Source organism: Geitlerinema calcuttense NRMC-F 0142, assembly GCF_030285425.1.
Window position 1 is genome coordinate 24585 of sequence record NZ_JASVEJ010000015.1, and the last position, 22308, is coordinate 46892.

At 53.8% G+C, this 22308-nt stretch carries 20 protein-coding genes, 1 tRNA gene and 1 pseudogene; 16 read left to right on the forward strand and 6 right to left on the reverse strand.

All coding sequences use genetic code 11. The features are described from left to right. Nucleotides 1-134 precede the first annotated feature (134 nt). The 7 genes from QQ055_RS03875 (at nucleotide 135) to aroF (ending at nucleotide 4861) form a co-directional block, all read left to right on the forward strand. Nucleotides 135-224 (forward strand) — tRNA-Ser (locus QQ055_RS03875). Between the two features lie 45 nt (nucleotides 225-269). Beyond that, nucleotides 270-950 carry a site-2 protease family protein gene (locus tag QQ055_RS03880; protein WP_284474922.1) on the forward strand — a complete coding sequence of 227 codons (681 nt, stop codon included), beginning with the start codon at nucleotides 270-272 and terminating at the stop codon, nucleotides 948-950. A 43-nt stretch (nucleotides 951-993) separates the two neighbouring features. Further along, the gene (locus tag QQ055_RS03885) at nucleotides 994-2061 is read left to right on the forward strand and encodes a bifunctional heptose 7-phosphate kinase/heptose 1-phosphate adenyltransferase (protein WP_286004257.1); all 1068 of its coding nucleotides are present in this window, start codon (nucleotides 994-996) and stop codon (nucleotides 2059-2061) included. After that, nucleotides 2054-2587 (forward strand): D-glycero-alpha-D-manno-heptose-1,7-bisphosphate 7-phosphatase, encoded by a 534-nt coding sequence (locus tag QQ055_RS03890; RefSeq protein WP_284474924.1) that lies wholly within the window; start codon nucleotides 2054-2056, stop codon nucleotides 2585-2587. The genes QQ055_RS03885 and QQ055_RS03890 overlap by 8 nt, the downstream gene beginning before the upstream one ends. A gap of 49 nt (nucleotides 2588-2636) precedes the next feature. Beyond that, nucleotides 2637-3269, forward strand: a complete 633-nt coding sequence (locus QQ055_RS03895) for an HAD family hydrolase (protein ID WP_284474925.1) — start codon at nucleotides 2637-2639, stop codon at nucleotides 3267-3269. A 48-nt stretch (nucleotides 3270-3317) separates the two neighbouring features. Then, the gene (locus QQ055_RS03900; protein WP_284474926.1) at nucleotides 3318-3752 is read left to right on the forward strand and encodes an SET domain-containing protein; all 435 of its coding nucleotides are present in this window, start codon (nucleotides 3318-3320) and stop codon (nucleotides 3750-3752) included. A gap of 86 nt (nucleotides 3753-3838) precedes the next feature. Continuing rightward, complete coding sequence (gene aroF / locus QQ055_RS03905) at nucleotides 3839-4861, forward strand: 3-deoxy-7-phosphoheptulonate synthase (protein WP_285963617.1); 1023 nt, start codon at nucleotides 3839-3841, stop codon at nucleotides 4859-4861. Between the two features lie 109 nt (nucleotides 4862-4970). On the opposite strand, the gene QQ055_RS03910 is transcribed toward aroF, so the two are convergent. After that, complete coding sequence (locus tag QQ055_RS03910; RefSeq protein WP_284474927.1) at nucleotides 4971-5771, reverse strand: tetratricopeptide repeat protein; 801 nt, start codon at nucleotides 5769-5771, stop codon at nucleotides 4971-4973. A gap of 102 nt (nucleotides 5772-5873) precedes the next feature. Here QQ055_RS03910 and gltB point away from each other — a divergent pair. The 7 genes and pseudogenes from gltB to QQ055_RS03945 all read left to right on the forward strand — a co-directional run bounded on the left by gltB (nucleotide 5874) and on the right by QQ055_RS03945 (nucleotide 15148). After that, a pseudogene (gltB, locus tag QQ055_RS03915) lies at nucleotides 5874-9612 on the forward strand (glutamate synthase large subunit). 29 nt (nucleotides 9613-9641) lie between these two features. Continuing rightward, nucleotides 9642-10373 carry a GltB/FmdC/FwdC-like GXGXG domain-containing protein gene (locus tag QQ055_RS03920; RefSeq protein WP_490722104.1) on the forward strand — a complete coding sequence of 244 codons (732 nt, stop codon included), beginning with the start codon at nucleotides 9642-9644 and terminating at the stop codon, nucleotides 10371-10373. A 104-nt stretch (nucleotides 10374-10477) separates the two neighbouring features. Then, the gene (locus QQ055_RS03925; protein WP_285963620.1) at nucleotides 10478-12328 is read left to right on the forward strand and encodes an ArnT family glycosyltransferase; all 1851 of its coding nucleotides are present in this window, start codon (nucleotides 10478-10480) and stop codon (nucleotides 12326-12328) included. Nucleotides 12329-12342: 14 nt separating this feature from the next. Then, on the forward strand, nucleotides 12343-13281 hold the full coding sequence (locus tag QQ055_RS03930) for a phytoene/squalene synthase family protein (RefSeq protein ID WP_284474931.1): 939 nt from the start codon (nucleotides 12343-12345) through the stop codon (nucleotides 13279-13281). A 19-nt stretch (nucleotides 13282-13300) separates the two neighbouring features. After that, nucleotides 13301-13609: a hypothetical protein gene (locus QQ055_RS03935; protein ID WP_286004258.1), complete on the forward strand. Its 309-nt coding sequence runs from the start codon at nucleotides 13301-13303 to the stop codon at nucleotides 13607-13609. 46 nt (nucleotides 13610-13655) lie between these two features. Next, the gene (locus tag QQ055_RS03940) at nucleotides 13656-13976 is read left to right on the forward strand and encodes a hypothetical protein (protein WP_286004259.1); all 321 of its coding nucleotides are present in this window, start codon (nucleotides 13656-13658) and stop codon (nucleotides 13974-13976) included. Beyond that, nucleotides 13973-15148 (forward strand): glycosyltransferase, encoded by a 1176-nt coding sequence (locus tag QQ055_RS03945; RefSeq protein WP_284474933.1) that lies wholly within the window; start codon nucleotides 13973-13975, stop codon nucleotides 15146-15148. Before QQ055_RS03940 ends, QQ055_RS03945 begins: the two co-directional genes overlap by 4 nt. Here the strand turns inward: QQ055_RS03945 and QQ055_RS03950 are convergent. Then, the gene (locus QQ055_RS03950; RefSeq protein WP_285963621.1) at nucleotides 15083-15946 is read right to left on the reverse strand and encodes a carotenoid biosynthesis protein; all 864 of its coding nucleotides are present in this window, start codon (nucleotides 15944-15946) and stop codon (nucleotides 15083-15085) included. The genes QQ055_RS03945 and QQ055_RS03950 overlap by 66 nt on opposite strands. A 98-nt stretch (nucleotides 15947-16044) precedes the next feature. Here QQ055_RS03950 and bioD point away from each other — a divergent pair, with 98 nt between their 5' ends. Continuing rightward, entirely contained in the window at nucleotides 16045-16704 is a 660-nt protein-coding gene (gene bioD, locus QQ055_RS03955) for a dethiobiotin synthase (RefSeq protein ID WP_284474935.1), read from the forward strand. Nucleotides 16705-16755: 51 nt separating this feature from the next. Here bioD and QQ055_RS03960 read toward each other — a convergent pair whose 3' ends face one another. The 4 genes from QQ055_RS03960 to priA all read right to left on the reverse strand — a co-directional run bounded on the left by QQ055_RS03960 (nucleotide 16756) and on the right by priA (nucleotide 21578). Further along, nucleotides 16756-17142, reverse strand: coding sequence for a type II toxin-antitoxin system VapC family toxin (locus QQ055_RS03960; RefSeq protein WP_284474936.1), 387 nt, complete (start codon nucleotides 17140-17142; stop codon nucleotides 16756-16758). A gap of 25 nt (nucleotides 17143-17167) precedes the next feature. After that, nucleotides 17168-17398 (reverse strand): type II toxin-antitoxin system Phd/YefM family antitoxin, encoded by a 231-nt coding sequence (locus QQ055_RS03965; protein WP_284474937.1) that lies wholly within the window; start codon nucleotides 17396-17398, stop codon nucleotides 17168-17170. 45 nt (nucleotides 17399-17443) lie between these two features. Then, entirely contained in the window at nucleotides 17444-18835 is a 1392-nt protein-coding gene (mpl, locus tag QQ055_RS03970) for a UDP-N-acetylmuramate:L-alanyl-gamma-D-glutamyl-meso-diaminopimelate ligase (protein WP_284474938.1), read from the reverse strand. 520 nt (nucleotides 18836-19355) lie between these two features. Continuing rightward, entirely contained in the window at nucleotides 19356-21578 is a 2223-nt protein-coding gene (gene priA / locus QQ055_RS03975) for a replication restart helicase PriA (protein WP_286004260.1), read from the reverse strand. 157 nt (nucleotides 21579-21735) lie between these two features. Between priA and QQ055_RS03980 the strand changes: the two genes are divergently transcribed. Beyond that, nucleotides 21736-22242 carry a type II secretion system protein gene (locus QQ055_RS03980; RefSeq protein ID WP_284474940.1) on the forward strand — a complete coding sequence of 169 codons (507 nt, stop codon included), beginning with the start codon at nucleotides 21736-21738 and terminating at the stop codon, nucleotides 22240-22242. Nucleotides 22243-22308 lie beyond the last annotated feature (66 nt).

The window sequence follows — 22308 nt, forward strand, 5'->3', positions numbered from 1 at the left end:
GGGTTCGTGATTGCATCAGGAAATGGGCGTGATTTGCCGGGTTGTTGTGAGGCATCGCGGGAAAACTTGGATTTCGGGGAATTTTGTATTAGATTTTTCGTTGAGGAAGGGTTAGATCATACTCCTTCAAAGCCGGACAGGTGGCAGAGTGGTTGAATGCGGCGGTCTTGAAAACCGCTTTAGCCGAAAGGCTAACGTGAGTTCGAATCTCACCCTGTCCGCCATTTTTTCTGTCAAAAACATTTTTTTGGAACGAAGGATTTTGATTCATGAGCAAAGCCAGTCCGTTGGGAATGGATTTTCCGATCTGCCGAATATTCGGTGTGCAGATACGCGCCGACATCACTCTGGTGATTATTGGAGGGCTGTATGCCTACAGCTTTGGCGGCATCAAAATGGGGCTGATTGCGTTTGTGATGATTTTTGGTTCGGTGTTGATGCATGAGTTTGGGCACATCTTCGCGACCCGGGCGGTGGGGGGACATTCGGATATGGTCGTGTTATGGCCCTTTGGAGGACTCGCTTACACGTGGGTTCCCCCGAGACCACTGGCCAATTTCATCGTGACAGTGTGCGGGCCATTGGTGAATTTGATTCTATTGGCGTTGGGATATGGCATCGCATATGCCGGGCTGGTGAGCGGGGCGGAGAGTCTGGAGCTGCTTGAGTTTTTCATTTGGATTAATTTTCTTCTGATGGTTTTTAATCTGATTCCGGCATTCCCCATGGATGGAGGCCGGATTTTGCAGTCGATTTTGTGGCCGATACTGGGTTACCGGCGTTCCCTCATGGTTTCTTCGATGATCGGAATAACCGTTGCCGTCGCCGTCGCTGTATTCTGGGGATTATTGCGTCAGAATTATCTTCTGATGCTGATGATGTTGTGGCTGGCGAGTTATGCGTGGCAGATTTACAAATCGGCAAAGTCGAATGGTGGAGAACCGGGTTAACAGGCCAAAAAATCTTTTCCTTGACTCGTTTTACCGTTGACCAATGTGGAAGCACACGATTTTATTGGAGCCTTCACAACAGGAGTTAACTTACAAGGCCATGAAGATGAAACCTGAACGCGTCAAAGAAATTCTTTCAAAATTCAAAAACCAGAAAATCATCGTCATCGGTGACCTCATGCTGGATGAATTTATCTATGGGCGGGTGATCCGAATTTCCCCCGAGGCGCCGGTTCCTGTTGTCGAGGTGACCAAGGAGGAGCGTTATCCCGGTGGCGCCTCCAATGTCGCCCGCAATTTGCGCGCCATGGGTTGCCAAGTCGATATCATTGGCCAAGTGGGCAAGGACTCCTATGCGTCGCAGTTGCAAGAGCTGCTGCAAGCCGACGGCATCGGCATCTCTGGAGTCATTACAAACCCCAACACCCGCACGGTTGTCAAAACCCGCGTCATCGCCCGCCACCAACAAATGGTTCGGGTCGATCGGGAATATCGTGAACGGCTCCAAGTGCAAATTGCCGACAAGGCAATTGCGGAATTCAAGTCCAAGATCAAGGAAGCTCACGCTGTCATTATTGAGGATTATGGGAAGGGTTTCGTGACCCAGATGCTTGTGGACCGCGTTTCCAATCTCGTTTCCACGCAGAAAAAAATTCTGGCTGTCGATCCAAATCCCTACAATCCTCTGCACTGGCATGAACCCACCGTGGTGAAGCCAAACCGTCTGGAGGCCTTCGCCGCTTCCGGCATTGTTTACAGTGAGCCGGTCAATCCTGTCGAAAAGGACACTGCCCTGGATCGTGTCGGCAAAATCCTGCTTGAAAAATGGCGGCCACAACATTTGTTGATCACATTGGGAGACCAAGGAATGGCGCTTTTCCAGAGGAATAAACCCCTGTATCACACACCGACCAAAGCCCAGGAGGTTTTTGACGTGACCGGGGCGGGGGACACAGCGATTTCGGCCTACACTCTGGCCCTTTCCGCCGGTGCGACTCCTCCAGATGCCGCTGAGATCGCCAACCACGCCGCAGGCTTGGTCGTCGGCAAACTCGGCACAGCGGTGACCAACCAAACGGAAATTCTCGAAAGCTTCAAAAAAAATGGCTAACCACGCAGTTTTCCTCGACCGTGACGGCACATTGATCGTGGACAAGGAATACCTTTCCAACCCCGCTGGAGTGGAGCTTTTGCCGGGGGTGGCCAAAGGGTTGCTCGACCTTCAAGAGGCCGGATACATGCTTTTCATTGTGTCCAACCAGTCAGGAATCGGACGGGGGCTTTTCACCGAGGAACAAATGCACGCGGTCAATGACCGCATGCTTTCCCTCTTGCCGGGAGTCAAATTCACCCACATGTATTTCTGTCCTGATCATCCCGATGATCCGAAAAGCAATTCGCGCAAGCCCTCTCCGAAATTTCTTTTTCTGGCCGAGCAGAATTACCATGTCAATCTCCGGAAGTCCTGGTTTGTCGGGGACAAGGACATCGACGTGCTTTGCGGAATCAATGGCGGATGCCGGAGCATTTTGCTCGACGGGAAATACTCCGCCGACTCGCACAAAAGTTTGAAGGGGCAGAAATATCAGGCGGCCAAAACTTTCAGTGAGGCCGTTTCATTGATTCTCAAAGGATAGCGCCGTGCCTGATTTGGTCAGCCACCCCTCCAGACACAGATTGGAATGAATGATGACTCCGCGTTATTCCCACGTGTTTTTTGATCTGGATGGCACCCTCGTGGATTCCAGCCGCGACATTGCCGTGTCCGTCAATCACGTTCGTCAGGAAATGGAAATGGAGACATTGCCTGAACCCCTGATTCAGAGCTACATCGGTGACGGAGTGGAGAAGCTTTTTCATCGCGCGCTCGGCTCGGATGATCCCGCCTTGATTCACCGGGCGATCACCCTTTGGCGGCCGCATTATGAGAATAGCTGCATGGTTCACACGGATTTCTATCCCGGCATCGCCGATTTGCTCCGTGATCTGGCTGCCTCCGGTGCATGTCTGTCCCTTTTGACGAATAAACCCCATCGTCCCACCGAGATTATTTTGGATGGGTTCGGTGTGCGCGGGCTTTTCACCGCCGTGGTCGGAGGCGACTCGACCCCGACGCGCAAACCGCACCCGGAAATGTTCGAGATGGCCTTGAAAATCTCCGGCGCGGACCGGCACGGGGTCATTCATGTCGGGGATGGGCACAATGACATCAAGGCGCCCGGAATTGCGGAATCAAAACCTGCGGGGTGGCATGGGGTTACGGTGGGCACGAGGAGATCAAGGATGCGGATTTTGTGGTCAGGGACACGGGTGAATTAAGGGGCATTTTGCTCGGATGACAGGCACGCAATTTGCGTCAGGTGAATCATGATGGAATTGATCAAACAAAGAAAACTTCGCGTGAAAAAATCGACATTGCCCGGCGCGGGCAAGGGGCTTTTCACCTTGGAGGACATCGGGAGGGATGAAATCGTCGTGGAATACCAGGGCGAGGAGATCGACTGGCAGGAATACAAGGAGCGTGTCGAAAAAGACCAGGACGGATACCTCTTTTTTATCAACTGGAAAAAATGCATCGACGCTTTCCACACCCCCGGGGCATTGGGGCGTTACGCCAATGACGCGCGGGGGTTTTCCCGGATGAAAGGATGCCGGAATAATGCTGTTTACAAGGTGATCCGGGGGCGGGTGTATATCGTTTCCACACGCCGAATCCGTGCCGGGGAAGAGGTTTTTGTCGATTACAGCGCCGATTACTGGAAAGCCATGCGGCATAATCGCAAAATCGCGTCGCCAGCGTAGGCCGCTTTTTTGTGGGAAGAGAATATGCTTTTCCCAGTCGAAAATTCAGAGTTGAGGCACGGACTTTTCAGGGCTAAGTTTCTCCCATGATTATTGTTTTTAAGCCCCACGCCCCCAAAGAGCAAATCGACGCTGTCGCCGACGAGGTTCGCAAACTTGGATATGAACCCCGGCTGATTACCGGAGTGGAACAATCAATCTGCGCCTGTATAGGGGATGAACGCAGCCAACACACGCTTGAGACATTGACTGTTTTTCCGGGTGTGGAACAGGTTATGCGCGTGCAGAAGCGTTACAAGCTCGTCAGCCGCGAGGGGCGTTCCTCTGGAACAGTGGTGCCGGTGGATGGGGGAAAGCTCAAGATCGGTGGCCGGAAATTTCATGTCATGGCCGGGCCGTGCTCCGTGGAGAGTCAGGAACAGATTCTGTCCACGGCCCGCGAGGTGAAAGCGCGGGGTGCGACCATTCTCCGGGGCGGCGCATTCAAACCGCGGACTTCACCCTATGAATTTCAGGGGCTGAAGGAGGAAGGGCTCGAAATGCTGGCCGCCGCAAAGGCGGAGACGGGGCTGCCGATTATTACCGAGGTGCTGGCCGAGAAAGATGTCGCATTGGTCGCGCGTTATGCCGACATCCTTCAGATCGGGGCGCGCAACGCGCAGAATTTTGCCCTGCTGGTCGCCGCCGCCCAGACAGGAAAACCCATTCTGCTGAAACGGGGCCTGTCCATGAGAATTGAGGAATGGCTGCTGGCGGCGGAATACATCCTCAATGAGGGAAATCCTCATGTGATGCTGTGTGAACGCGGCATTCGCACCTTCGAAACCTACACGCGCAACACTCTGGACTTGTCCGCAGTGGCCATCGCCAAGCAGGAGACACACCTGCCCGTGATTATTGACCCGAGTCAGGGGTGTGGACGGGCGGACTTGGTTGTCGCTCTTTGCAAAGGCGCGGTGGCCATGGGCGCGGATGGGTTAATCGTCGAGGTGCATCCAAATCCCGCCGAGGCCATGAGCGACGGCGCCCAACAAGTGACTCCGGAGATTTTCGGGGGATTGATGAAGGCCATCGAACCCCTGCTGGCGGCTGTGGATCGCAGTTTGTGAAATCCGGAGGGGTGGCTGAATAATCGCTGGAATGTTTGCAGCCTGTCCTGATGAGGGATGGATATTCTCGCGGGCTCGGGAGTTCTTCCTGAGTTGATCAGAGCCTTTTTTACCCGCGCAATTTGTCCCGCAAGGGGGCCAGATCAGGGTCGTTGGGCCACATGGTTTTGAATTTTGGATCCATGCTCATCGCCTGTTCGAGCAATTCCCCGGCATAATCAAGTTCTCCGAGCCGACATTCGTAACAGGCGAGATTGTAGTAGAAAACAGGATTCCCTTTCAGGTAATCCGCCCCGCCCAGCAGGAGGCTCTTGGCTTCGGCGGTGCGTCCGAGCTCATGCAGGCAAAATGCCGCATGGAGAAAACCATCGGGGTTTTTCGGTGCGATGGCGATGAGTTTGATGAATGCGTCCAAGCCCTTGCCCCAATCTTTCCGGCCAATGTGGCAATGCCCGGAGATGGACACAATGGCCGGGTTCATTTGATGCCCTGCGGACAGGGATGCAATCTCGTTTAAGGCATCATCATACATGCCCAGTTCGTAATAACCCTCAATCGAGCGTATGTCATGTTCCAAAGACATGGGGAATCCAGAAACATGCTCTAGCGATTTTCCCTCCCGCTGTCCACCGTTGGGTTTTTGAACATGCTCGGAACCGTTTGCTCGGCCTATATTCTGCCTGAGCCAGTCAGGCTCACATCCGCTTTGCTCCAGACATCCAGGACACGAATGAGTCATGAAGCGGGAGGATTCTGATTTTTGTCCCTTTGCGTCTTTGTCTCTTTGCGTGAGGGAAATGATGTCTTTTGTGTGGAGGAATTGCGGGGTTTTTCGGGGGCAGGCCGTGAAAAGTCGGCTAAAAATCTGATCGTGGCATGATTTGCGCTTGCATTTGATGATGGCTGCCATATTTTTGTCGGGCTAATCCAATGTCAGCAGAGGAGAACAAAATAGATGCATTACGGAAAGATCACGGAAACAATGCCGGTGTGGAGAAATTCCCTCCACCGGATGGAGTCTGAACATGACAATTGCGGGGTGGGATTCGTCGCCAATATCGATGGGCGAAAATCGAATCTGATCCTCCGCAAGGCCATTCAGTCCGTGATCAATCTCACCCATCGTGCGCGATTGATGCTGATCAAAAAACCGGTGACGGGGCGGGGGTGCTCACCCAGATTCCGCACAAACTTTTCGCGCCGGAGGTGCAACGGCTCGGCCACAGCCTCTACCGCCCTGAAGACCTCGGCATCGGCATGATTTTCCTGCCCACCGACGGTTATCATCAGGCCACTTGCCGGAATATCATTGAGGAAACCCTCAAAAAACGGCAGCTCCACCACCTCGGCTGGCGTGAGGTGCCGGTCAATAAGCGGGTGCTGGGTGACAAGGCAAAGTCCACATTGCCCCACATTCAACAGGTTTTCGTCGGTCGTCGTGAGAAAATGACCGATGATGAATACGAACGCGCCCTTTTCCTTGCGCGCAATGAAATTGAGAAACGCGTTTCCGCTCTCAATATCCAGGATTTCTACATTTGCAGCATGTCCCACCGGGTCATCGTTTACAAGGGGCTTTTGGCGTCGAATCAACTGGAGAAATTTTACCGTGACCTTCAAAATCCCGACTACGAGACTGCGTTGGCGATTTTTCACCAGCGTTTCAGCACGAATACATTTCCCACTTGGTCCTTGGCCCAAGCATTCCGGATGCTCGCCCACAATGGCGAGATCAACACCATCAATGGCAACCGCCTCTGGATGAAAGCCCGCGAGGCGGAGCTGCAAGCCGATTTTTGGGGGCCGGACATTGATTTGCTCAAACCCATCATTCAGCCTTCGCTGAGTGATTCAGCGAGCTTGGACAATGCGCTGGAAGTGCTCGTGATGTCCGGGCGTCCGGTGCTTCACGCCATGATGATGCTCGTGCCGCCAGCCTCGACAGAGCTTGACGGCGCAGACGAGGATGTGCGCGGATTCTTTGATTTTCATGCTGTCTGAATGAACCCTGGGATGGGCCTGCCGCATTGGTTTACAGTGACGGCATCACCATCGGGGCGACTTTGGATCGGAATGGACTGCGTCCGGCGCGTTACAAAGTCACCAGCGACGGAATGGTGGTCATGGGTTCGGAAGTCGGGCTGGTCGATGTCGATGACAAAATCGTTGTCGAAAAAGGCCGTCTCGGCCCCGGTGAAACCATCGCCATTGACACGGCCAAAGGGGTGTTCCTCAAAAGTGACGAGGTGCGCAAGCAATTTGCCCAAGGCAAGCCTTACGCCAAATGGGTGAAGGAAAAGCTGATTCGTCTCGACGAGCAATTTGCAAAAGCTTCGGTGACGGAGCCTGAGGGCGATGTCGATATTCTGACGAATACGCAATTGCAATTGGCCCATGGTTACAGCACGGAGGAATTGTCCTTTGTTCTCAAACCCATGGCCGAAAAAGGGGAGGAGCCACTGGGATCCATGGGCGATGACACGCCGCTGGCGGTTCTGTCCCGGATGCCGCGCCTGCTCTACGGTTATTTCAAACAAAAGTTTGCGCAGGTGACCAATCCCCCGATTGACCCGATCCGGGAACGGTTGGTGATGAGTCTGGACTGTTACCTCGGACATCGCCCGAATCTCCTGAGTGAAAGTGAAAAACACGCGCATCTCCTGCGCCTGTCCAGTCCGGTGATTTTCAATCATGAATTGGACGCCTTGTGCCAGCTGGAGCCCAAAGGATTCAAGTCCGCCGTTGTGGATTGTGTGTTCCCTCGGGAATCGGGGGCAAAAGGCCTCGAACCCGCCCTGCGCACCATTTGCGCCGCCGCTGAGAAGGCGGTCGACGATGGGGCGGCCTTGGTGATTCTTTCCGATCTGAAAACCGACCATGCCCATGTGCCGGTGCCGATGTTGCTCGCGGTCGGGGCGGTTCATCATCACCTGATTCGGGTGGGCAAAAGAATGCGTTGCAGTTTGATTGTGCAGGGTGGCGACGTGCGCGACGTTCATCAAGTGGCCTGCCTGATCGGTTACGGAGCCAGCGTGGTGAATCCTTATCTGGTCTTTGAAACTTTCCGGGAGATGATTTTCCGGGGCGGCAAAGAGGGCATTGAGGGCAAAACCTACGCCGAGGCATTGAAAAATTACCGCAAAGGCATCGAAAAAGGTGTGCTCAAAATCATGTCCAAAATGGGCATCTCCTGCATTTCCAGCTACCGGGGCGCGCAAATTTTTGAGGCGCTCGGAATCGGGGATCATGTCATTGGCGAATGTTTCGCCACCACGGAATCGCAGATGGGCGGGATCGGGTTCGAGGAAATCGCCGCTGAATCCATTGAGCGTCATGACATCGCCTACAAACAGCCTGTCGAAGAGGTCAAGCTTGTTGACATTGGATTTTATCGAAACCGCCAGAATGGTGAGATGCACGCATGGACTGGGCCGGTGATCAAAAGTTTCCATTCCTTTGTCAAAACCGGCACGCCGGAGGAATACAAGGCTTACGCGGAGTCCGCGCTGAGGCAGTCGCCGCTGGCCTTGCGCCATTTGCTCGGGTTTAAAAAACAGACGCCTGTGCCTCTGGATGAGGTGGAGCCGATTGAGGACATTCGCAAACGGTTCACCACCGCGGGCATGTCGCTGGGAGCATTGTCGCCCGAGGCTCATGAGACATTGGCCATCGCGATGAATCGGATCGGTGGAAAATCCAACAGCGGCGAAGGGGGCGAGGATCAAACCCGTTTCCATCGTCTGCCCAATGGTGATTGGGCCAATAGCGCGATCAAACAGGTCGCCTCAGGGCGTTTTGGCGTCACAGCAGAATACCTCGCCAGCGCGAGCGAAATCGAAATCAAAATGGCCCAAGGAGCCAAGCCGGGCGAAGGCGGGCAGATTCCCGGGATGAAAGTCTCCTCTATGATTGCCAAGTTGCGCCGGAGCATGCCCGGCATCATGCTGATCTCGCCGCCGCCACACCACGACATTTACAGCATCGAGGACTTGGCCCAGTTGATCTATGACCTCAAGGAAGTCAATCCCCGTGCCAAAGTCTGCGTGAAACTCGTGTCAGAGGCGGGGGTGGGAACAATTGCCGCTGGCGTGGCAAAAGCCTATGCCGACGTGATTCTCATCAGCGGACATGACGGGGGCACGGGCGCATCGCCTTTGAGCTCCATCAAAAATGCGGGTGGCCCGTGGGAGCTCGGCGTGGCCGAGACCCAACAGGTGCTCGTGATGAATGGATTGCGCGGAAGAATCGTCCTGCGCACGGATGGCGGAATGAAAACCGGGCGTGACATCGTGATGGCGGCCCTGCTCGGGGCGGAGGAATACAACTTTGGCACGGCGGCCATGATCGCCATGGGGTGCGTCTATGTGCGGCAGTGTCATTTGAATAATTGTCCTGTCGGCGTGGCGACCCAGGATGAGAAGTATCGTTCAAAATTCAAGGGTTCCCCCGAGATGGTCATTAACTTTTTCAATGGGGTTTCCCAGGAAGTCCGTGAGATTCTCGCCTCCTTGGGAGCGCGGAGCATTAATGACATCATCGGACGCACGGACCTGATCGAACGTCTGTCCTGTCCCGATCATCCGAAAGCCGACAAGCTTGATCTGGGCAAATTGCTTTTTATGCCGCCGTATGAGGAGGGTTCTCCCCGGCATCATGTGCTGGAGAGCAATGACCGCCCGGATCGTCCGCTCGACGAGGTGATTCTCCAGGACGCCAAGGACGCGCTTCGCGACAAAACCACATTGTCCTGAGTTACAAGGTCAAGAACACCAACCGCTCCGTGGGCACACGTTTGTCCGGAGAGATTGGATACCGTTTTGGCGATTACGGTTTGCCCGCGGGATTGATCGAGCTTCGGCTCAAAGGCAGCGCGGGGCAAAGTCTCGGCGCATTTTTGGCCCAGGGGGTCAAAATCATTCTCAGCGGCGAGGCCAATGACTATGTCGGCAAAGGCATGTGTGGTGGGGAAATTATTGTGACTCCTCCGCCGAATGCCCGTTACGTTGTGAATCAAAATGTGATCATTGGAAACACGGTTCTTTACGGGGCGACCGGAGGAACTCTCCATGCACTGGGCCGGGCGGGGGAACGTTTCGCTGTTCGGAATAGTGGAGCGACCGCCGTGGTCGAAGGCACGGGGGATCACTGCTGTGAGTACATGACCAATGGAATTGTGTTGGTGCTTGGCCTCACGGGTAAAAATTTCGCGGCGGGCATGAGCGGTGGATTTGCTTATGTGCTGGACGAGGACGGGCTTTTCGAGACCCGGGTCAATCAGGAGATGGTCACCATTCAGAATGTCACTGATGCCGGCGATCTGGAGTTTTTGAAATCGCTCATCACCCAGCATTTTGAGAAAACGACAAGTTTCAAGGCCCAGACGATTCTGGCCGATTGGGCGGCTTTCGCCCCGAAATTCAAAAAGGTTGTTCCTCACGCGCCCGCTCCGGTTATCCCACTGGTGACTGGGCAAATTGCGCAGAAAACAAGCGCGGAGCCGGCCAAGGTATAAGAAGAAAAAGAGTCAATCATTTCTTGTTCCTTGAATGGGGTGGCGGGGCAATTCGCTCTTGCCACCCCTTTTTTTTGATTTAGTTTGATGGGCAAATTGCCCCTATGGACCCATCAACGGCCATCATTGATTCCTCTCAAAAAGAGCCACTCGGACAGACGCTTTCCCGCTCTGTGTTGCTGACCCGGCTGGGTGCGCTCTGGGCCATTCTTTCACTCGCCTTTGCCGCCTTTATCGTAACGAGTTTTTTCCCGGCGCTTTATGACGAGACCGACAGCCAGTATTCCGGCGCGGCCAAGGAAATGATTCAAAGCGGCGATTGGTTGATCCCGACAAATAATCAGGTTCCCCGCCTGCACAAGCCTCCTCTGGTTTACTGGACACAAATTGCCTCGATGCGGGTTTTTGGCATCAATGAATTCGCGGCCCGGCTTCCGTTGGACTTGGCGACCATTGGTTGGGTGCTCATGATGTATTTGATCATTCGGGAATTGGCCGGGAGTCGTCTGGCGCTGAAAGCGGCGGCGCTTTTGTCCACCATGACCGGATTTTTCATTTTTACGCATATTGTCATGCCAGAACCCATGCTCGGATTTTTTCTGGCGGTGACGTTTTACGCATTCATTCGAGGTTGGAAAACCCCAGGGCAATCCCACAAATGGTTCCTGCTGGCCTGGGCTGCGATGGGGTTGGGAACCATGTGCAAGGGACTGCATGCGATGTTGTATCCTTTGGCGGTGGCGGGGGTGGTGGCGTGGCTGAAGCCCGGCTCGCGGAGCTTCTGGAAGGGGCTTTTTTCTCTCCAAGGAGCCGCTTTGTTTCTGCTGATTGTCGTTCCGTGGTATGCCTATGTGGAGTATCGCTTTCATGGTTTCTTGTGGAATCACATCGTCAATGAGCAAATCGGACACATGTTCCATAAACGCTGGCCTCCGAGCGCCAATCAGGTTCCACACACGATTTTCTGGCCCCAACATCTTGTGCTTTGGTTGCCGTGGAGTCTTTTTATCCCGGCGGCGATTGTGTGGTGGAGAACCAACCGTGCGAAAGTAAAATTCGACCCTGTGATTCTGACGATTTTGGGGGCGTGGGCCGGGGTGACTTTTCTGTCCGTGGTTTTTTCGAGCCGTCAGGATTATTACACCATGACGGCTTGGGGTGTGGTTGCGATTTTTCTGGCTCTGCCGTGGTGGCATCCAGAGCGGGTCAAACGTGTCTGGTTCATGGTTCCCTGTGTCCTGATTGCTCTGGCTGGTGTCGCGGGTTTTTGCACATTGCCCCTGATTCATGCCGCCGCTGGAACCGGGGGCAGAACCATTCCCACGGAGGAACGTGACCGGATATTCAGCACATTGAGCGGACTGAGCGCGGATTTCTGGCAGAGCCAGATCACCGTCATTCAAATCGCCAGCTTCAGCTTTTTGGTGGGGGGCATTCTGGCCGGTTACTGGGTTTTCCGTCACCGGATTCACACGGCCTTTAACGCCATCGCCTGCATGGTCATTGTGAATATTTTTATGGCCATGTGGAGCATGGCCCTGATTGAACAATATTTCACCCTGAAACAAGTCGCCATCGACATTAATCACCACCCGCGGCAGGATTTGTTTGTGGTCTGTGAGGGACGACATCATGTCGCCGCGAGTCTTTTCTTCTATTGTGACCGAAAAATTCATTGGGTGAATTCCCCCCTGAAAGATGAGTTCGTCGCCCGTGAACTGAAGATCGCCGACAGGGATTTTATTTCTGAGGAAAAACTCGCCAAGCTTTGGAATTCCGACCGTCCGGTCATCCTGATCACCGAGGAGTCCAACCTTCCTTCGTGGCAGGAGAAACTCGGGCTCGACTCGATTAAAATCTACAGCCGCAGTGGCACCCGCGTCGCGCTGATGAATGAATCAGCCAAATTTGTCGCCGCCCCCCATGTCATTGAGACAAAACCCGAAAGACTTTGAGAGTGAGCCGGACCATGTCCTTGACCGACCGGGAAAATCGACTCATCGCCGCCGCGCGGATTCAAGCCGCCAAGGAGCCGGATGAATTTTCCGCCTCATTCGCGGAGGCGCGGACGATCACGCGCCATCATGCAAAGAGTTTTTATTTTTCCTCCATTGCCCTGCCCGAATACAAGAAACGGGCGGCTTACGCGATTTATGCATTCTGCCGTTATGCGGACGACCTGATCGACCGGGCGGTGGCGGAGGGGCGCGACCTGACTCATGCCGAGGAGCAACTGGGCAAATTGCTCGACGAACTCTATGCGGGAGATGCCCGCCAGCCTTGGTCTCCGGCTTTCTGGCTTACGGTGGAGCAATTTGCCATTCCTCGTGATTATTTCACCGATTTGATCCGGGGTGTGCTCATGGATCGCGGGCCGGTGCGAATTGCCGATTGGGAGGGGCTCCATCGTTACTGTTACCATGTCGCCTCCGTGGTGGGGCTGATGATGTCGAAAATTTTTGAACTCTCCGACCCGGCGGCCCAAGAGCAGGCCATTGAGATGGGTGTGGCGATGCAACTGACCAATATCCTCCGCGATGTCAAAGAGGATTATGCCAATAACCGCATTTACCTACCCGCGACGGAACTGGCGGAATACAGCTGCACCGAGGGGCAAATTGCGCAGGGGCGGTTTGACGCGAATTTCCGGCGGTTAATGGAGTTTCAAATCGCCCGTGCGCGGGAGTATTACGCCCGCGCCGTGCCGGGAATCGCCAAGCTCGCCGATGACGGCTCGCAACTGACCGTCTGGATCATGTCCACGGTTTATGCCGGGATTCTGGATGAACTCGACAAACGCGGGGCAAATTGTTTCCAGGGCCGAGTCCATGTGTCCACCCCGCGCAAACTGCTCTTGCTGGTGAAGGCGTGGTGGAGTTGGCGGCGGCAACGGAAAGGCCGGGCATGAAGATGATTGAGGATTTCCTGTGGTTCTGGATCGCCCGCGCGATGAGGAAAAACTTTTTCTCGATTCACATGCGCGGGGCGGAAGCCCTGCGCCATTTGCCCGGAGGAACGGTCATTTGCGCAAATCACTCCGGGTGGTGGGACACATTCACCTGTGTTTTTTTGAAAAGGACATTTGCTCTGCCGGCCTATGGGATGATGGAGGACAAAACCTCCGCACCGCGTCCTTTTTGCGCCATGTCGGAGTTTATGGCATTGATTTGTCCTCGCCCCGCAGTGCGGCGGGCGGACTGCGGCGACTCTTGATTTGCTCGCTGGCGGCGCGGTGATCTTTCTGTTTCCCCAAGGTCGGCATGTGCATTTGGGGTTCGTCCGGTGGAGTTCAAACCCGGTCTCGAATGGGTCTTGCACAAATCGCCCGGCACCCGTGTGTGTTGTCTGGCGGTGCGCTATGAACAGCTCTGGGAGAGTCGCCCGCAGATTTTTCTCAATGCGGCCCTTTTGCCCGCTGGCTCAACGGCGGAGGATGCGCGGGCGAGATTGGAGATTCTGATGGGGCAAATTGATCGGGATATTCAGACACAAAATTTTTCCTCCTATGAAACCCTGATGGAGTCAGGGCTTTCGATCAATAAAAAGTGGGAACGCTTTGTCTGTTTGCTCACCGGAAAACCTTTCACCCCGAAAAACACATGAGCACGACTGACTGGATTTTGATTGTTTATGCCGGAGTCACCATGGCGGCCTTGCTTATGCTCTGGGGCAATTTGCTTGTGAATCTTTTCATTTTCCGCCGCCCGCCCGTGGTTTCCGCGTCAGTGCTGGGTTCTCCCGCGCCCTTGGTGTCGGTGTGTGTGCCCGCGCGCAATGAGGCTTTGCGCATCGGCAATTTGCTTCGGTCTTTGGCGGCGCAGGATTACCCGGATTTCGAGGTGATCATTCTTAATGACCGTTCCGAGGATGACACAACGGCGGTTTTGCAGGCTTGGCAAAATGACATTCCCCGGATGAGGGTGATGGCCGGGGAATCGCTTCCTCGTGGCTGGGTCGGCAAATGCTGGGCCTGCCATCAGTTGTCCAGAGAGGCGAGGGGGCATTACATCCTTTTTACTGATGCGGACACCATTCTCCATCCGCAATGCCTCTCCTCGGCGGTGCAATTTGCGCAAGCGCATGATGCCGCCCTGACGAGTCTGTGGCCGCGGCAAGTGGCCGGGACTTGGAGTGAAAAACTCATCATTCCCTTTGTTTATCAGCTTCTGTTGGTTTTTCTGCCGCACGCGCTGGTGAATCGAATTTCTCACGCCGGGCTGGGCGCGGCCAATGGGCAATTTGTCCTTTTCCGGCGAAGCGACTACGATGCGCTCGGCGGGCATGAGGCTGTGAGGAATCATCTCGTTGAGGATGTCGCTCTGGCCCGTGCCACCTTGGCTGCCGGACGCAAATTGCTCAATGTGGACGGCACAGAACTGGTTTCCTGCCGCATGTATCACCGGTTTGCCGATTTGTGGGAGGGATTCACCAAAAATCTCCGGGCGGCCTTCGAAAAAAATGCCGGGGCATTTGTCTTTTTCGGAGTTTTGCAGGCAACGGTGTTGCTTGGGGCGTTTTATCTCGTGCCGATTCTGCTGATCATCAAGGGCGGGGAATGGCTTTTGACGCTGCCGGGCATTCTTTTGCTTGCGCAAATTGCGCTCATCTGGCTGATGCGCGTGGTCTTTGCCGTCAGGTTCAAGCAATCGGTTCTGTGGGCATTTGCGCATCCGATCGGGCAAACGCTGGCCTTGGTCATTGCGCTGAATTCATGGGTTCAAACGGCCACCGGCGGAGTCAAATGGAAGGGCCGCATTTACAAGCCGGAGGTCTGAGGGCATTGCCCGTCCTGAGAATTCAATCTCCGTGGGAACCGGATCATCTTCCATGAGCCAAGTGTAGTGAATGCGGTGCGCGAGGAAGAGGAGATTGAAGGCGGCCAGAATGACCAGCGGTTTCCAGTTCGTTTTTGCGGGGGCGGCCATTTGCAACGGGCACAGGGCCAGAAAAATCACGGTCAGCACAAACCACGCGATGTAATTTTGAACCGGAACCGTCTGCGCAATTTGCGTGAATGTGCCGTCGGCATACCAGCGCCAGTAAGCCTCGTCGAATCCGCGCATATACCATGCCACCGCCTCGAGATTGACATCGGTCAACATCGTGATGACCCCGGCGAGCGCACAAATGGCCCAGCGGTTTCGCCATTTGAGGATTTGACCGGCGAGGAACCAGGCATTCAGGCACAGCACCGCCCATGCGAAAGGAATGATGATGGCCAGACCGTTCGGGGCAAAGGGCAGGTTGATGGTCGCGCTGAAGCGTTCCGTGTATTTGAAGTGGCCAAAGGGGAACCCGGTATTTGTGCCGATGAATTCAATTAGGCCGGAGGCGATCAGAATGATGGCAAAACAGATCCGGGTTTTTCGCACCCCATGAAGGTCAATCATCCAAAGGTAGGTGATGATCGTGGCCAGAATCATGGTCCATGCGTCAGCCCAATGCATCCAGCGCGGCATGGTTTGTCCCGCCAAAGCCGCCGCGATGCCGACAGAAATCCAGACAATGAAAAAGAGCCAAAAAAAAGTGGTGATTTTTTGGATGAGAGGGGTTTGTTTTTGCACGCATTGCATACTACCCCGTTTTTTTTAATCATCAAGCATCGCCCGCTTTTCTTCAAAGTGCGGGATTGCCTCACTTCCCCTTTTTCGTGCAAAATGCCCGGCCTCATATGAAAACAGGATTCTTCATCACAGGCACAGACACGGATGTCGGAAAAACATTCGTGACATGCCGAATTCTTCACGCTCTCCGCAAAAGGGGAGTGAATGCCTGTGGCTATAAACCGCTCCTTTGCGGGGAACGCACCGACGCGGTGGCGCTGTTCAATGCCAGTTCACCCCACGCTGATGTGACGATCGATGATGTCAACCCCGTCTGGTTGCGGCCTCCGGCGGCGCCTTACACCGCCAGTGTGATCGAGGAACGGGTCATTGATCTGGATGCGGTGTTTGAGCGGTTCGACAAATTGCGCGGGATTTATGATTGTGTTCTGGTCGAAGGGGCGGGGGGCTGGCGTGTGCCGGTGCGGTCGGATTATTTTGTCAGTGATCTCGCGGAGCAATTTGCACTGCCTGTCATCCTGGTGACCCGTCCGAATCTCGGCACGCTCAATCACACATTGCTGACGGTGGAATCCATCCGGGCACGGGGCAAATTGCCCCTCGCGGGGTTGGTCATCAATCAATCCTCCCCCGAGGTGGACATGATCTCCGCCCACACAAATCCCCCCATGCTGGAGGAGCTGAGCAAATTGCCCATCCTCGCCCGCATCGCCCACGGGGAAACCGAGCCGAACTTAAGCAAATTGCTCGATGCGTGCTTGGGTTAAGAAAGAGGAATGACAGCGCCACGAAGCGCGCGAAAAACACGAAGGCATGTGTCACCAAAGGGTTTTGACTTTATACTTTTTGATAAAAGAGTCCTTTGTAATAATGGTGAAATTTTCGGTGATCGCTTGATTAATCAGCAGTCTGTCAAAGGGATCGCGATGATGCCAAGGAAGAGTCAAGTTCGGTTCACAATGTTCCGAAGTGATGGGAAGATCCAAAATTCTGTTGATGCGTTTCTCTTCTTTCAAGGAGGCTTGCCATTCGTCATGCATTTTGATTTTTCCAAGGGAAATTTTCACTGTTAATTCCCAAAAACTTGCCGCGCTCCAATAAATGATGTTTTCGGTGTTTGTCATTGTTTCCAACGCTTTTTTGCTCAGCAAGGAAGGCTCTTGAACAAACCAAAGGAAGGTGTGCGTATCGAGAAGGTATTTCATCTTTATGATTATGGCGATAACCGGGCTATTTCATAAAATCCTCAAATTCAGACAATGGTTTGTCGAAATCCTTTGAAATCCATTTGACCAACCCTTTGGAGCGACCGGGAATCCTAGATGTTTTTGCTCCTTCCATGGGAACAATTCTGACGACAGGCTTTTTGCCTTTTGCCACAATGATTTCCTCCCCGGCCAAAGCGCGGTTGATCAGTTTTGAAAAGTGAGTTTTTGCCTCATGAACACTGAGTGTGGACATCAAAATAAGATAATGGACTAAGTTATTTAGTCAACTTAATAAAAACTATTTCAGCGCATCAAGCAATTTCTGATGGATGCCGCCGAATCCGCCGTTGGAGAAAACGACGACCACGTCGCCGGGTTTGACATGGTCTTTGGCCTTGGCGACGATGGTGTCTGCGTCTGGTTCATAAAAGGCGGGTTTGCCCATGGCACGAATGTCTGCCATGACCTTTTCGGGATTGAGACGTTCCGCAGGCGGGATTTTTTCGAGAAGATGCACTTGGGCGACAAAGACGCCATCGGCCATGCCGAGGGCTTCGGGGAGTTCCTTCTGAAAGATATTCCGGCGGGTGGTATTTGACCGCGGCTCGAAAATCGCCCACACCTTGCGACCGGGGTAACGGTGGTGCAGGGCAAAAAAGGTTTGTTTCATCGCGGTGGGGTGATGTCCGAAATCATCGATGACCGTGATGCCGTTGACCTCGCCGCGAACCTCCTGGCGGCGTTTAATCCCCGCAAATTGCGCCACCGCTTCACGGATGGTTTCGAGGGGAATCTGATAGAAATGGGCTGCGGCAATGGCCATGGAGGCATTGCGGACATTGATCTCGCCGATCATGTGGAATTTGAAGTCTCCAAGCCCTTTGAGAGTCCATTCAGACCGGTCATTAAAGTATTTTGTGTTCTGAATCTGGAGCGCGGAATTATCGGAGGTTCCCACGCTCACGAGATGAGATAAAGCGCCTCCAATGATCTCACGGATATTCGCATCGTCCTCATTGTAGATGATCATCCCGTTGCGCGGCACGATATTGACCAGTCGCTTGAAAGTGGTTTTCACATCATCGAGTGAGGCGAAAATGTCCGCATGGTCGAACTCCACATTATTCATAATCACCAGCTCGGGCAGGTAATGAAGGAATTTCGAGCGTTTGTCGAAAAAGGCCGTGTCGTATTCGTCCCCTTCAAGGATGAAATGTTTGCTGTCGCGAATCACGCAACCTTGGGAAAGGTTTTTCGGGATTCCACCGATCATGTAGCTGGGGGCTTTCCCGGCGTATTCGAAAATCCACGCGAGAATCGAGGTGGTCGTGGTTTTTCCGTGAGTGCCCGTGACAACGAGGTTATGCCGACCGCGCAGGAAAAACTGTTTCAACACCTCGGGAAGCGAGAGATAATAAAGTTTCTGTTCCAGCACCGCTTCGAGTTCCTCGGTGCCGCGTTTGATGGCATTGCCCACCACGATCAGATCGGGCTTGTGAGCGAGATTTTCGGGCTTGAACCCCTGCATGATGCGAATTCCTTTGGACTCCAGGAATGTGGACATCGGCGGATAGACATTCTCATCGGAACCCGTCACCTCGTAACCCGCGTCTTTCAGCGCGGCGGCGACAGCCCCCATGGCGGTTCCGCAAATGCCGATGAAATGGATCGAACGAAAAGGATTTTGCATGAATCGTTATCTAATCCCTTCAGCCGTGAAGGCAAGCAGAGAAGAGGGCTGCTATCTATTGAATGGCGAATAAAGGATAGAGGATTGAAAAAATTATGATCGATATCCGTTCTGGAGCGTCACGGACAAGGAATTAACGCCGGGAGGAAACAATTTGCTCTATTCCGTCCAGTGAAGAGGATTCCAATGTTAACTCTGGCAATTTTGACAAAAGCAAACTGGCCGTAGAATATGGTTTCAACCTCCCCTTAATCAGTGTGCTCAACGATTCATTCTCAGCTTTCATTGAAGAAAGTAGGTTATACGAATCCATATCGATCGTAATCGTTTTGACAGCCATAGGATATAAACACGCTGTAAGTGCACGATCTAGGCAATCGAGTATTTCTTAAATATATACGGAATCTCCGCTTGAAAAACCGATCTGTGTAAATCTGCGTTGATCTGCGGTTTTTCTCTGAAAATGTTCTTTTCTCATTATCGTGATCTTTACCCTGAACCGGGACAAGCTGAGGTGCATTCACATCAGGAAAAGGGGATCGACATCGACGGTGAGGAGGACATCCTCCGGGGGGGTGAAGCTTTTGAGAACCGCCTCGACGTGGCCGATGAGCTTGAGAACGGAGGAGGCGCGGAGCATGATCTGGTAACGGAAATAGGTTTTCATCTTGGCCATGGGCGCGGGCGCGGCATCGCCCAGAATCGCGCCCGCCGGGGCATTTTGCGCGAGCAATTTGCGCAAAGATTGCGCGACAAATGCGGCTTTGTCGTCATTGGTTCCCCGAATGGTGATCAGGATGACATGACTCAGCGGGGGATACTTGAGTTCCTGCCGGAATCCGATCTCCTGTTCGTAAAACCCCTGATAGTCATGATGCCGCGCAAATTGCACCGCCGGATGGAAAGGTGTGAAAGTCTGCACAATGACCTCGCCCTCGACCTCGCCGCGTCCCGCCCGGCCCGCGACCTGTGTGAGCAGTTGAAAGGTGCGTTCCCCCGCCCGGAAATCCGGCAGGTGCAGGCCCAGGTCGGCATTGAGAATTCCCACCAATGTCACATTTGGAAAGTCCAGCCCCTTGGCGATCATTTGCGTGCCCAGAAGAATGTCGATTTTGCCCGTGCGGAAAGCGCCCAGAGTTTCGCGGTATGAATCCTTGCGCGTCATGGTGTCCGAGTCCATGCGCCGAATGCGCGCCTTTGGAAAAAGCTTGGCCAAAGTGTCCTCGACTTTTTCCGTTCCCAGCCCCGTGTAACGAATGTCCGGCGCATGACAGGCCGGGCAATCCTGCGGCGGAGCCGCCTTGTGCCCGCAGACATGGCAGGCGAGCAGGTTTTTGCCCCGGTGATAAGTCAGCGCGACACTGCAATGCGGGCACATCTCGACATGCCCGCATTTCGGGCACACCATGGACGTGGCGAATCCCCGGCGGTTGAGGAAAAGAATCGTTTGCTCGGATTTGTCCAGTCGCTCCTGAATCGCATCGCGCAAACGCCCTGAAAAGATGTGAACGCCTTTTTGTCTGAGCGCCTCTTGCCGCATGTCGATGATTCGCATCAGGGGCATTTTTTTGTCATCGATTCTTTTGGGCATCGAGCGGAGGGTGTATTTGCCTTTCGCTGCATTGTGGAATGACTCCAGACTCGGAGTCGCCGACCCCAGCACCACCGCCGCCCCGAGCAATTTGCCCCGCATCACCGCCACGTCGCGGGCATTGTAACGCGGAGCCTCCTCCTGCTTGTAGGTGCTCTCATGCTCCTCATCGACGATGATCAGGCCCAGTTCACGCACCGGAGCAAAAACCGCCGAACGCGCCCCGATGACGATCCGGGCGCGGCCCTCGTGAATTTTATGCCATTGATCGTGACGTTCCCCGGCGGAGAGATGACTGTGAAGCACTGCCACCTGCGTGCCGCTCTCGGCAAAGCGTGATTTGAAGCGTTCCACCGTCTGCGGGGTCAAGGGCGAATTTCCGGAACCATGACAATCGCGCCTTTGCCGTGGACGCAGGCAATAATCCATCGCCTGCAGATAGACCTCGGTTTTTCCGCTGCCCGTGACCCCGTGCAGGAGGATCACCCCCGGCGAGCTGGCCGTGATTGCTTGGGTAATGGTCAAAAATGCCTGTTTTTGTTCGTCATTGAGCAGAAGAGGGGAGGAGGGCAGGAAGGTTTCATTCTCAAAAGGGTCACGGTCCACCGCTTCAGGAGAGATGATGATCCACCCCGCATCCTCCAGCGCATCCAGAGAGGATCGCCCTGTCGAGGTTTCCTCCATGAGATCACGGAGAAATCGGCCCCCGTGTGATTGCAGATATTGGAGAACCATCAATTGTTTGCGGGAGCGTTTTGGAAAAGCCTCTGCCGCCTCCGGGGTGAGCGGTTTTTTGAGTGTGACAAATAGCTTTTCCTTGTGCGCCGCATCGGCTTTGCGAACCGCTTCCGGCATCACGCTGCGCAGGGCGGTTTCGTAGGGGCAAGAGTAGTATCCGGCCATCCAGCGGGCCAGCTCCAGCAGGTGATGGTCGAGGAATGGTTTTTTGCCGATGACCTCCGTGATGGGTTTGCAATCCGGGTAATCGGGGTGCGACATCACCGAGGAGACAAACCCCATCAGAATTTGGCGACCGAAAGGAACCCGCACTTTGCTGCCGACTTGAACGACTCCCAGCAATGAGTCAGGAATGAGGTAGTCGAATTCCTTGTCGAGATTCCGTTCCAGAACGACTTTTGCAAATTGCGCCATGATGTGGGTGAGAAAGGTAACGTGGATTATATTTGTGAGAAAGAAGAAAAGAAAAAAATGGATAAATTTAACATTTAAATCTTGATGTTAGATAAGTGTAATATTATTATATTTTTCATAATGATAGTCATAAATAACCCATACATAAGGATAAAAAATGAAAACCTTAAGAGACTCCGACGAGGGTTTTACCCTCATCGAAATTATGGTCGTAGTGGCGATTATCGCGTTATTGGCAGTATTGGCTCTTCCGAATTTCATTCGGGCAAGGGAAGTCAGCAATGAGAATCGATTCATTAACAACCTGCGCATCATAGGAGACGCTTTTGACATGTATGCCGCCGATTATGGCGGATATCCACCCGATGGGTTGCCGCGTTCATGGAATAATCTCAATGGAATGCGCACCTATCTGAGCCGTGTCAAATGGACAGAACAAACCCCCATTGGCGGATTCTGGGACTGGGATAATAACCAAGCCTTTGGCCCTGGAGGGACGCGTGTGACGGGCATCACCGTGCACAGCCCTCCTGTGACATCCGGCTCCGGGCGTCAGACGTTGCTTGAAATCGACCGGAAGTTTGATGACGGTGATTTCGCCACCGGCAAATTTATCCGGCGCAACAACAATACCGGTTTCATTTATGTCTTGGAAAGGCATTGAGAGTCTGGGGGAAAAGTCAGATTCATCCTTGCAAATTGCGCGGGGGATCATCAGGTTGTGGGGATT